Raw genomic sequence first — 11,456 nt, forward strand, 5'->3', positions numbered from 1 at the left:
AAATAAAGGAGTGTTTCACGTGGAACAATAGATATGTTTGATAGCGAATATGATGTAATAGTGGTTGGAGCAGGACACGCTGGTTGCGAGGCAGCGGCGGCGGCTGCTAATATGGGAAGTAAAACCTTATTGGTGACAATGAATCTTCAAACCATTGCGCAAATGTCTTGTAATCCTGCAATGGGTGGAATTGCAAAAGGGCAAATTGTTCGTGAAATTGATGCAATGGGAGGATACAGTGGTATAGTTTCAGACCGTACAGCTATTCAATTCAAGATGCTTAATAAATCTAAAGGGCCCGCTATGTGGAGTCCCAGAGTGCAGAGTGACAGAATGCGTTTTGCAGAAGAATGGCGTCTTATGCTTGAGAATACGCCTAATCTCGATTTCTATCAGGAAATGGTGGGCGGTTTAATCGTTAAAGGGGATAGGATTGCGGGTGTAAAAACTTCTCTTGGGATTGAAATTTATTCAAAAAGTGTTGTTCTTACTAATGGGACCTTTCTTAACGGACTTATCCATATTGGTGAAAAGCAATTTGGTGGTGGTAGAGCAGGAGAGAGAGCAGCTACGGGGATTACTGAGCAGTTAGTTGATCTGGGTTTTGAATCAGGAAGAATGAAGACAGGTACACCACCTAGAGTAGATGGAAGATCTCTTGATTTTAGCAAGATGATTGAGCAGCCTGGAGATGAAGACCCGCAGAAATTTAGCTACAGCAATAAAACTTCGTCGTTAAAAATTCAGAGGTCTTGCCACATGAGCTATACCAGCTTAAAGGTGCATGATCTTTTAAGAGAGGGTTTTGATCGCTCACCTATGTTTAACGGAAGAATTAAAAGTACCGGGCCGCGTTATTGTCCATCAATAGAAGATAAAATAAATCGTTTTGCAGATAAGGATAGACACCAATTGTTTGTAGAACCGGAAGGATGGGATACAGTGGAATATTATGTAAATGGTTTTTCAACTTCACTCCCAGAAGATGTTCAGTTTAAAGCTTTACGTTCTGTAGCGGGTTTTGAAGGTGTGAAATTTTTTAGACCGGGCTATGCAATTGAATATGATTATTTCCCGCCCACCCAATTAAAACATACATTAGAAACAAAACTTGTTTCTGGGTTATATTTTGCTGGTCAGATTAATGGAACTACAGGTTATGAAGAGGCGGCTTCTCAAGGTTTAATGGCTGGTATAAATGCTAGTCTAAAAACGCAAGAGAAGGATTCTTTTATTTTACAACGTAATGAGGCTTATATAGGAGTTTTAGTAGATGATTTAATTACAAAAGGTACAGAAGAACCTTATAGAATGTTTACTTCAAGGGCTGAATATAGAACTTTGCTTCGTCAGGATAATGCTGATATAAGATTAACACCTCGTTCTTTTGAAATAGGTTTGGCTAAAAGAGACAGGCTGGTGGCAATGGAGAAAAAGGAATTAGAGAGCTCAAATTTTGTTGAGTTTTTTAAAGAAACGAGCGTCGTTCCAGAAGAGATTAATCCTATTCTTGAGGAGAAGAATTCTTCTCCTATGAAACAGTCTGATAAAATGTTTAAGATATTTAGCAGACCTCAGATAGAAATGAGAGACATGTTGCGTGTTAATGATGTTTTAAATTACGTTCAGGAGAATGATCTAGATCATGAAGTTTTAGAGCAGACAGAAATTAGAATTAAGTATTCTGGCTATATCGCTAAGGAAAAATCTAATGCCGACAAATTAAATCGTTTGGAGAATATTAAAATACCTGAAGGATTTGATTACAAGAAATTAAAATCATTGTCTTTTGAGGCAAGGGAAAAACTTACAAAAATTCAACCAGCTTCTATCTCACAGGCATCACGAATTAGCGGAGTTTCGCCCAGCGATATTTCAGTCATGTTAGTTTACATGGGTCGATAATATAGTTCCACGTGGAACAATGTCTTAAAAATACACATGCAAAACAATAAAAAGCCCTTTCTTAGGGTAAAAGATAATGCGGTTACAAAGGAGGTTTTTGACCTTATTTATAATACTGAACTTGATTTGTTAGAAACATACCCGCAACCTAATACCAATGAATTAAATCGTTATTACGAGAGCGAGGATTATATTTCACATACAGATTCTAAAAAGGGTTTAGTAGACAGAATTTATCAAATTGCTAAAACATACATGTTGAAAAAGAAGTTTACATTCATAAAGGAATATAAAACTTCTGGTCTTCTATTAGATATTGGTGCTGGCACGGGTGATTTTATAGAAGAAGCAAAAAATCAAGGTTTTTCTGGAATGGGAGTAGAACCTAGTGAAAAGGCTCGAAAAATTGCATTTGCTAAAAAAATTGATCTTAAAGAAAATCTTACCCAGGCAACAGGAAAATATGATGTAATCACAATGTGGCATGTATTAGAACATGTGCCTGATTATCGTGAGCAAATTAAATGGCTCGATGTGAATTTAAAGAAAGATGGTTTACTATGCATTGCTGTTCCCAACTTCAAATCGTACGATGCTAAAAATTACAAGGATAAATGGGCCGCTTATGATGTGCCCCGACATCTTTATCATTTTTCACAAAAAGCTATAGCGAGTGTTTTTGCAGAGAGGGGCTTCACAATAGTAAAACAACAACCTCTAATTCTCGACTCTTTCTACGTAAGTATTATGTCAGAAAAATATAAAGGATCAAAATTCTCATTTCTTAGAGGAATTTATACGGGATTATTCTCAAATCTTTCAGCAAGAAAAAATTCTGAATATTCTTCAATACTTTATATACTTCAGAGGAGTAAAAGCGATTTTTAGTCCATTTAAGAAGGTTTTGTATGGTTTAAGGCGGATTCCTGCTCTTTTGCTTTAAACAAGTCTTAAAACAAGTATTTAAGCGTCAAAAATTATAAAATACTTCTATTGTATTTATAAATCTAATTGCTTTAATCTATTTATATTAAAATATGGTCATTTCCTGATACTATTCAAGTATCTTATTACTTTTGCAGAAATTTAAACTTAATTATGAAAAAAGCAGTTGTATTAGTTTTTGTAGCAATTTTCGCATTTAGCTGTCAGAAACAAAAAACAGGTTTTGTAAACACAGAAAAAATTGTAAAGGATTATACCGAGATGAGCGCTGCTCAGGATAAGTATACTAAACTTAACGATGAGATGATGGGTGATCTTGAGCGCAAGGCTCAGGCTTATCAAATTAAAGTAGATCTTTATCAAAAGAATGTGTCTACTATGGGTAATGCAGAACGTGAGAAGACAGAACAGGAGCTAATGGGTCTGCGTCAGGAACTTCAGCAGGAACAGCAAACACGTAGCCGTCAATTACAGCAGGAAAGCCAATCTGCAATAGATACCATTATTAAAAAAGTGAAAGATCACGTTAAAGAATATGGTAAAAATAATGGCTATGATTACATCTACGGTCAAAATGAGGCTGGTAGCGTTCTTTATGGTAAGGAAGAAAATGATCTTACAGAAAAGGTCTTAAAAGAACTGAATGATAGTTTTAAGCCAGATACAACTAAAGCTTAATACACTTTATAACAGTCAATATTAAAAAGCCTCTAAATGAGGCTTTTTTTATTTCTTAGCGTGAAGTAATCGTGTAAGTTTAATAGATAGATCTGTAAGCACGATCTTAGCATTACCATTACGCTCAATATGATATGATGCGTCCTGAAGTTCTTGTATAATATCAAGAATATTATTCCCGTGAATAAAAGGGGCAAACTTAGCAAGATCAAATTGGGTTGTAGGTTCCAGATAAACCAGACTGTCTGCTTTATAATTTAAAAGCATTGCTTGTCTAAAGAAATCCTCACAGTATTTTAAAAAGCTTTTTTGAGTTTCGCGACCTAAAACTGCAATAGAATCACTCCATGAAATAAGATCAATAACAGCCTTTTTATTACCTCTAGCCTTAAAAGCTGTGCGTACCCAGGAAACAAACCATGTTTCAAACTGTTCTTCTTGCCCATCCTTTTGTAAAATGTGCAGGGCTGTAGTGTAATCACCATTAGCCTGATGTGCAATTTTTTGTGCAAGATTTGGCTCACAACCATGATCTTTTATAAGGGCATTTTGCATGGCAGATTCTCCCAAAGGAGGAAATTGAAGCACCTGGCAGCGAGATTTTATGGTGTCTATTATCTGGTCATCATTTTCTGCAAGAAGAATAAAAACCGTTTTATTGGGAGGTTCCTCTATTAGTTTTAGCAGTTTGTTAGAAGCAGCAATATTCATTTTATCTGCCATCCAGATTATCATTACTTTAAAACCACCTTCGTATGACTTTAAAGAAAGTGACTTCACGATATCCAGCGCTTCATCTACACCTATCTGTCCTTGTTTTTTTTCTATACCTATATGTTGATGCCAATCGTATAAATTTCCATAAGGTGTAGACGCGACAAATTCTCGCCATTCTTTTGCAAAATGGGCAGAGACAGGGTGACTCTTTATTTTATCTGTAGTAGCAACAGGGTAGGCAAAATGAATATCGGGATGAGAGAGGTTCTCAAACTTTAAATTACATGCTGCATTTTCACCAGAATTTTCACCGTTTTTGTTAGCACATACCAGATATTGCGCATAAGCAATAGCCATAGGCAAAACTCCACTTCCAGAGGGGCCAACAAACAGCTGGGCATGAGCAATACGACCTCTGTCTACACTTGCGGTTAGGTGTTTTTTAATAAATTCCTGACCAATTATATCCTTGAATAACACGTGCCAAATATAATAGAATTGTGACGGAATGTTTCGGGCTATCTGTTATATTTGTTACCATAAAATCGGCAAAAACCAATAAAATATCGGCTTTAAAGCCCAAAAATCAAACACATAATTTAGATGAAAACTATAGACGACTTCAATTTTGAGAATCAACGAGCTTTAATACGCGTAGACTTTAATGTGCCTTTAGATGAAAATCACAAAGTGACAGACGCTACACGTATAGAAGCAGCTAAACCTACTATTCTTAAAATCTTAGAAGACGGTGGCTCTGCTGTGTTAATGTCTCACCTGGGCAGACCAAAAGGGAAAGAGGCTGAGTTTTCACTAAAGCATATTGTGAATACGGTTTCAGAGATTATAGGTGTGCAGGTGAAATTTGTAGATGACTGCATAGGAGAAGAGGCTCAGGAAGCTGCAAAGAACCTTGAACCTGGTACTATTTTATTACTTGAGAACCTGAGATATTATAAAGAAGAAACAGCTGGAGATAAGGTCTTTGCAGAGAAATTATCTAAAATGGGTGATATTTTTGTAAATGACGCATTTGGTACTGCTCACAGAGCTCATGCTTCAACCACAATAGTTGCAGAATTTTTTCCTGAAAAAAAATGCTTTGGCTATCTGCTTGCTCAGGAAATAGAAAGTCTTGATAAGGTTATGAATTCTACAGAAAAACCGGTTCTTGCTATTTTAGGCGGAGCAAAGGTTTCTTCTAAAATTACGATTATAGAAAACATTCTTGGTAAAGTAGATGATCTTATCATAGGTGGCGGTATGGCATATACTTTTATTAAAGCCAAAGGTGGTAAAGTGGGAGGTTCTATATGTGAAGATGATAAACAAGAGCTTGCTTTAGAGATTTTAAAGAAAGCTGAAGAAAAAAATGTCACTGTGCATTTGCCGGTTGATGTGATCGCTGCAGATAGTTTTTCAGAATATGCTAATACGCAGGTTGAAGACATCTACGAAATAGCAGATGGTTGGCAGGGACTGGATGCAGGACCAAAATCTCTTGAGAATTTCTCTGAAGTAGTAGCAAAAAGTAAGATCATTTTATGGAATGGACCTTTAGGCGTTTTTGAAATGGAACCTTTTGCAAAAGGTACAATAGCCCTGGGTAATGCCATTGCAGACGCTACAAAAAAAGGAGCTTTTTCTCTAGTGGGAGGTGGCGATAGTGTTGCTGCTGTAAAACAATTTGGGTTTGAAAATAAAGTAAGTTATGTTTCAACCGGAGGTGGTGCTATGCTTGAAATGCTTGAAGGCAAATCACTTCCTGGTATTGCTGCAATAGAAGAATAATAAATATTTACGCGGTTTAACAGCTTCAGTTTTTAATTTCGATTAAATTATACGACTTTAGCGTTTACTCCGTTTGTGAATATTATGACAAAAAATCTAACTTTTTTCTTATTTATAACTTGTATCCTATCCTGTGCATTGACAAATGCTCAGGATAGTTTGTTTATAAAAAAAGCAAGTGAAGAAAGAAACATCATACAAGCTGATACTTTAACAGCTATAGACACCTTATCTGCAAGTAAATATGAACTTGATCTTCCTGTAAAACTCGTTAAAGAGCTTGAGGGTGATTCACTTTTACTAAAGTATAATCTCAAAGACAATGCTTACGCTGCAGAAATAGATTCTTTATGGTTGTATGAATTAACTAATGGTGAGCTTTTTGATTCTATAACTAATATAATTGACAGCATAGATTACAGCAATGTAGAATTTGCAGAATTACCTACTGATACTTTAAAGAAACGCCTTGCTCTTCTTGATGCTAAAACGCCTTTTAATGTAGAGTATAATTCTTCTCTGGAGAGCGTTATTAAAATGTACCTCAAAAGACATCGTCCTACAATGGAGCGTCTTATGGGCCTAAGTAGTTTTTATTTCCCAAGTTTTGAAGAGACGCTTGATAAATATGATATGCCTCTTGAGCTTAAATACCTGGCAATTGTAGAGTCGGCATTACGTCCCAGAGCTAAATCAAGAGTTGGAGCTACAGGTTTATGGCAGTTTATGTTTAGCACCGGTAAGCTTTATGATCTTGAAGTAAGTTCTTATGTTGATGAACGTATGGATCCTGTTTTATCAACAGAAGCAGCATGTAAATACCTGTCAAAACTATATGAAATGTTTGGTGACTGGGATTTGGCTTTGGCATCTTATAATTCAGGACCGGGTAATGTAGCAAAAGCGATTCGGCGTAGTGGCGGGCACAAAAATTATTGGAATATAAGGCATTATCTGCCACGTGAAACAGCGGGATATGTACCAGCTTTTCTAGCGACAATGTATATTTTTGAATATGCGGCTGAGCACGGTTATCACCCTCAAAAACCCGATTTTAACTATTTTGAGACCGATACTGTAAAAGTTAAGCAACTCATTACGCTTGATGAGATTGCTAATTATACAAACACGCCTCTTGAAGAAATACAGTTTTTGAATCCTGCCTACAAATTGGATATTATACCGTTTGTAGAAGACAGGAATTATGCACTTAGATTACCGGTAAGAGCGATAGGTAAATTTGTTTCAAATGAGGAGGCGATTTACGCTACTGCGAAAAAGGAACTTGAACGGGCAGAGAAAACTTTGCCTCAGTATATTGAATCTGATTCGCGTATAACTTACCGCGTTAGAAGCGGAGATTATTTAGGTAAAATTGCATCACGATATGGGGTAGGTATTTCACAAATAAAAAGATGGAACAATCTGCGTTCTAATAATCTTCATATCGGGCAGCGATTACTCATATATCCATCAAAACCAGTAGCTTCGGTAAGTGCAAAATCTTCTCTCAAAAGCACGATCAAGAGGGGCAGCAAGACCTACATTGTGCAACAGGGAGACTCTTTATGGAAGATCGCACAAAAATTTCCGGGCGTAAGCCCTACAAATTTGAAAGTTTGGAACGATATTAGTGGTAGCAAGCTCAAACCCGGTATGAAGCTTGTGGTTTCTAACTAACAAAAACTTTCTTTTACCATGCGAAAACTAATTTTGGCTCTATTTGCAGTCACAATTCTCTCTTGTAACGATAAACCCAGTGAGCGTGTTGTCTCGCAATCTTCGGGAGGTTTAAATACACTCACAGTAGTTATGAATAATGATCTTTGGCAAGGATCTATTGGTGAAAACATTCGTGAAAAACTTGCGGGACCTGTAAATGGCTTACCGCAAATTGAACCAATGTTTGACATCAATCAAATGCCAGATGATGCATTTAGTGGGTTTATGCGCAAACAGCGTACATTTTTAAAAGTAGAACAGTCTGATTCTACTAAAATCCAAGTGGTAGAGGATCTTTATGCGAAGCCGCAGACAGGAATTATTATTTCCGGGCCTAATAGCGACGCGATCAATAATATAATTCAAAAGGATAGCGCGACTATCGTAAACACGCTTAAAGAGGTTGAAATCAAGGAAAAAATAAGAAGAATTAGTCTTTCGCTAAAAGATGATGAGCAAATTCAGAAGCAATTTGGTATTTCTCTTAAATTCCCATCGGCATATCGATATGCAAAAACAGATGATAATTTTTTCTGGATACGTAAGGATGTTCCTAACGGAGATATGAATATCACTATTTATGAAGTTCCTTTTGATGTTATTGATAAAGACACAAATACTATAGGCGCTCTTATTAAAATGCGCGACTCTATAGGCGGAGATAATATAACCGTTGATGAAGGAGCGCGATTTATAACTGAAGAAGCTTTTGCACCTTACTTAAAAGAAAGTACTATAGCAGGTAAGCCGGCGTATGAGACTAAAGGTATGTGGGACGTAAAGAATAAATTTATGGCAGGTCCTTTTGTGAATTATGCCATAAAAGATGAGAAGAACAATCGCTATTTGGTACTTGAGGGCTTTGTATTTAAACCTTCAGCCAGCAAAAGAGATAATATGTTTGAACTTGAATCTATATTGAAATCTGTAAAATTCTTAAAGTAGCAGATTTTTACAAAAAGGCATTAAAAAAACCCGTGATATTTACATCACGGGTTTTTTATTTAAGATTTATTCTCTTCTATTTTTTCTTCTCTAGGCTTCTCATCTTCTTTTGAGGCGTCTTTAAACTCCTTAATTCCGCTGCCTAAACCACGCATCATTTCCGGTATTTTTTTACCTCCAAAAAGCAGCAAAACTATAACGACTATAAGTCCTATTTGCCAGGGTCCAATAACTCCTAAAAATATTGCCAATGCATTCATAATTCAAATTTTAGATTGTAAAGATAATAAGAAATAGATAGACAGAACGTTTTCTTATGAAACTTTAGTACTTAGCAAACCCCTTTTAAATTTTATATTTGCTTATTGCTTACGCGTATGGTTAAGAAAAAAGAAAAAAAAGAGCTTAAAAAAAAGCTTTTACACAAGTATAGACTGGTAATTCTAAATGAAGACACCTTTGAAGAACGGGTTTCGTTCAAGCTTACCAGGCTCAATGTTTTTATACTCGTAGGCATATCAAGCATAGTACTTATTGGGTTAACCACAATACTTATCGCCTATACTCCGCTTAGAGAGTACATTCCCGGGTATTCTTCTGCCGCATTAAAACAGCAGGCTACAGAGCTTATGTTTAAAACAGATTCACTTAAGCAGACTCTTGATGTAAATGAGCAATATTATGCGAGCATTCGCAAGGTACTTACCGGTGATGTACAGACTGTAGATTTTAACAGAGACTCTCTGGTGGTGGAAAAAGAAGAAAATTTTGGCGAAGTTAATCTCGATCCTTCCCGCGAAGATTCTATTTTACGTGAAGAAGTAGCAAGAGAAGATCGCTATAATGTTTTTGAACCCGCATCTGCTAACATTAATTTTTCTCTTTTTCCGCCTGTAAAAGGTAGTATTACAGAAGGATACAATGTTGATAAGAAACATTATGCCGTAGATGTTGTGGTGCCAAAAGATCAACCTATCAAAGCAGCAGCAGACGGCACCGTGATATTTGCAGAGTGGACGACCGAGACTGGTAATGTAATAATTTTAGAACACGGCAACAATTTGATCACAGTATACAAACACAATTCATCGTTAAACAAAGAGCAGGGCGATCTTGTAAAAGCAGGAGAAGTAATCTCTACGGCCGGCTCGACAGGTGAATATACAACAGGACCTCATCTTCATTTTGAATTATGGAGTGGTGGTTACCCTGTAGATCCTACTAACTATATAGATTTTGAATAACATATGTCTTTAAAAACCTTTGGCGCAAAAATATTCGCTCAATATGTGGTAAAATCGACTAAAAAGTGGTCAAAATCGCCTGAAGAAACTCAGCTCAGGGTTTTTCAAAATTTGATACAAACTGCTAAAAATACAGAGTTTGGGAAAGATCATAATTTTGAAAACATCAATTCGCCATCAGATTTTGCTAAGCAAGTTCCTGTAAGAGATTATGAGGGACTTAAAAGTTATATTGATAAAATAGTTGAAGGCAAAAGCGATATCACCTGGCCGGGAAAACCTATTTATTTTGCCAAAACATCAGGGACTACTTCCGGGTCAAAATACATTCCGCTTACTAAAGAATCTATGCCTATGCATCCGGCTGCTGCACGTGATGCAATTCTACATTACATTGCAGAGACCGGTAATACGCAATTTGTAGATGGTAAAATGATCTTTTTACAGGGAAGTCCGGTTTTAAAAGAACAAAACGGAATACAAACAGGCAGACTTTCTGGTATTGTGGCGCATTACGTGCCCGGCTATTTACAAAAGAACCGCATGCCAAGCTGGGAAACTAACTGCATTGATGACTGGGAAACTAAAGTAGACGCTATCGTTGAAGAAACGCTAAAAGAAGATATGACCGTGATAAGCGGTATACCTTCATGGGTGCAAATGTATTTTGAGCGTTTAGTGGCAAAAACCGGTCAAAAGGTGGGTAAAACCTTCCCAAATTTTAATCTTTTTATCTATGGCGGAGTTAACTATGAGCCTTATCGTAAAAAGTTTGAGAATCTCATGGGCAGGTCTGTAGACAGTATAGAATTATACCCCGCCAGTGAGGGCTTTTTTGCTTACCAGCATAAGCAAAATAGCAAAGGGATGTTGTTGCTTTTAAATTCGGGGATCTTCTATGAGTTTATAAAGGCAGAAGAATTTTTTAATGAGAATCCGCAGCGATTAACAATTGGCGAGGTAGAACTAGATGTGAATTACGTGATGATCATTTCTACTAACGCCGGGTTGTGGGCATACAATGTGGGAGACACGGTTATGTTTACAAGCAAAGACCCCTACTGCGTTGTCGTTACCGGCAGAATTAAACATTTTATATCTGCTTTTGGCGAGCACGTGATTGGCAAAGAAGTAGAAGAGGCATTATCGCAGGCTGCAAAAGAAAGCGATGCACAGATAAGTGAATTTACTGTCGCGCCACAAACAGACCCAGAGCAGGGTTTGCCTTACCATGAGTGGTTTATTGAGTTTGAAAAAGAACCCGCAGATATGGACGCTTTCGCGAAAGCGATAGACGTATCACTCCAGCAGCAAAACTCATATTACAAAGATTTAATAACAGGAAAAGTACTTACCCAATTAATTATTAAACCTGTGCCTTCAGGCAGCTTTAATGCATACATGAAATCACAAGGAAAGTTAGGTGGTCAAAATAAATTACCCCGACTCTCAAACGATAGAAAAATAGCAAATGCGTTACATAAGCTACATTTTTAATTAGGTATATTT

The 11,456-nt window shown here is 36.7% G+C and carries 10 protein-coding genes; 8 read left to right on the forward strand and 2 right to left on the reverse strand.

The window, feature by feature from the left end; translation table 11 throughout:
* Window positions 1-33 precede the first annotated feature (33 nt).
* The 3 genes from mnmG (at window position 34) to ACH3PA_RS07420 (ending at window position 3,528) form a co-directional block, all read left to right on the forward strand.
* Window positions 34-1,905 carry a tRNA uridine-5-carboxymethylaminomethyl(34) synthesis enzyme MnmG gene (gene mnmG, locus ACH3PA_RS07410; protein ID WP_416445627.1) on the forward strand — a complete coding sequence of 624 codons (1,872 nt, stop codon included), beginning with the start codon at window positions 34-36 and terminating at the stop codon, window positions 1,903-1,905.
* Window positions 1,906-1,941: 36 nt separating this feature from the next.
* Complete coding sequence (locus ACH3PA_RS07415; protein WP_416445625.1) at window positions 1,942-2,793, forward strand: class I SAM-dependent methyltransferase; 852 nt, start codon at window positions 1,942-1,944, stop codon at window positions 2,791-2,793.
* Between the two features lie 210 nt (window positions 2,794-3,003).
* Window positions 3,004-3,528: an OmpH family outer membrane protein gene (locus ACH3PA_RS07420; RefSeq protein WP_416445623.1), complete on the forward strand. Its 525-nt coding sequence runs from the start codon at window positions 3,004-3,006 to the stop codon at window positions 3,526-3,528.
* A 48-nt stretch (window positions 3,529-3,576) separates the two neighbouring features.
* Here the strand turns inward: ACH3PA_RS07420 and ACH3PA_RS07425 are convergent, their stop codons facing one another.
* Window positions 3,577-4,725: an ATP-binding protein gene (locus ACH3PA_RS07425; RefSeq protein ID WP_416445621.1), complete on the reverse strand. Its 1,149-nt coding sequence runs from the start codon at window positions 4,723-4,725 to the stop codon at window positions 3,577-3,579.
* Between the two features lie 123 nt (window positions 4,726-4,848).
* Between ACH3PA_RS07425 and ACH3PA_RS07430 the strand changes: the two genes are divergently transcribed.
* The 3 genes from ACH3PA_RS07430 (at window position 4,849) to ACH3PA_RS07440 (ending at window position 8,703) form a co-directional block, all read left to right on the forward strand.
* On the forward strand, window positions 4,849-6,036 hold the full coding sequence (locus ACH3PA_RS07430; RefSeq protein WP_416445619.1) for a phosphoglycerate kinase: 1,188 nt from the start codon (window positions 4,849-4,851) through the stop codon (window positions 6,034-6,036).
* 84 nt (window positions 6,037-6,120) lie between these two features.
* Window positions 6,121-7,716, forward strand: coding sequence for a LysM peptidoglycan-binding domain-containing protein (locus ACH3PA_RS07435; protein WP_416448494.1), 1,596 nt, complete (start codon window positions 6,121-6,123; stop codon window positions 7,714-7,716).
* Between the two features lie 18 nt (window positions 7,717-7,734).
* The gene (locus tag ACH3PA_RS07440) at window positions 7,735-8,703 is read left to right on the forward strand and encodes a DUF4837 family protein (protein ID WP_416445615.1); all 969 of its coding nucleotides are present in this window, start codon (window positions 7,735-7,737) and stop codon (window positions 8,701-8,703) included.
* A 59-nt stretch (window positions 8,704-8,762) separates the two neighbouring features.
* Here the strand turns inward: ACH3PA_RS07440 and ACH3PA_RS07445 are convergent, their stop codons facing one another.
* A complete protein-coding gene (locus ACH3PA_RS07445) occupies window positions 8,763-8,963 on the reverse strand; it encodes a Sec-independent protein translocase subunit TatA/TatB (RefSeq protein ID WP_416445613.1) in 201 nt (66 codons plus the stop codon).
* 117 nt (window positions 8,964-9,080) lie between these two features.
* Between ACH3PA_RS07445 and ACH3PA_RS07450 the strand changes: the two genes are divergently transcribed.
* Both ACH3PA_RS07450 and ACH3PA_RS07455 read left to right on the forward strand, forming a co-directional pair.
* Entirely contained in the window at window positions 9,081-9,947 is an 867-nt protein-coding gene (locus tag ACH3PA_RS07450) for a M23 family metallopeptidase (protein WP_416445611.1), read from the forward strand.
* Window positions 9,948-9,950: 3 nt separating this feature from the next.
* Window positions 9,951-11,444, forward strand: a complete 1,494-nt coding sequence (locus tag ACH3PA_RS07455) for a GH3 auxin-responsive promoter family protein (protein ID WP_416445609.1) — start codon at window positions 9,951-9,953, stop codon at window positions 11,442-11,444.
* The last annotated feature ends 12 nt before the right edge of the window (window positions 11,445-11,456 follow it).

Source organism: Leeuwenhoekiella sp. A2, from assembly GCF_047946655.1.
GTDB lineage: Bacteria > Bacteroidota > Bacteroidia > Flavobacteriales > Flavobacteriaceae > Leeuwenhoekiella.

What these genes read in the sequence shown, in the direction of transcription:
- mnmG (WP_416445627.1), top strand. Translation starts at nt 34, where the DNA reads ATGTTTGATAGCGAATATGATGTAATAGTGGTTGGAGCAGGACACGCT.
- ACH3PA_RS07415 (WP_416445625.1), top strand. Translation starts at nt 1,942, where the DNA reads ATGCAAAACAATAAAAAGCCCTTTCTTAGGGTAAAAGATAATGCGGTT.
- ACH3PA_RS07420 (WP_416445623.1), top strand. Translation starts at nt 3,004, where the DNA reads ATGAAAAAAGCAGTTGTATTAGTTTTTGTAGCAATTTTCGCATTTAGC.
- ACH3PA_RS07430 (WP_416445619.1), top strand. Translation starts at nt 4,849, where the DNA reads ATGAAAACTATAGACGACTTCAATTTTGAGAATCAACGAGCTTTAATA.
- ACH3PA_RS07435 (WP_416448494.1), top strand. Translation starts at nt 6,121, where the DNA reads ATGACAAAAAATCTAACTTTTTTCTTATTTATAACTTGTATCCTATCC.
- ACH3PA_RS07440 (WP_416445615.1), top strand. Translation starts at nt 7,735, where the DNA reads ATGCGAAAACTAATTTTGGCTCTATTTGCAGTCACAATTCTCTCTTGT.
- ACH3PA_RS07445 (WP_416445613.1), bottom strand. Translation starts at nt 8,963, where the DNA reads ATGAATGCATTGGCAATATTTTTAGGAGTTATTGGACCCTGGCAAATA.
- ACH3PA_RS07450 (WP_416445611.1), top strand. Translation starts at nt 9,081, where the DNA reads ATGGTTAAGAAAAAAGAAAAAAAAGAGCTTAAAAAAAAGCTTTTACAC.
- ACH3PA_RS07455 (WP_416445609.1), top strand. Translation starts at nt 9,951, where the DNA reads ATGTCTTTAAAAACCTTTGGCGCAAAAATATTCGCTCAATATGTGGTA.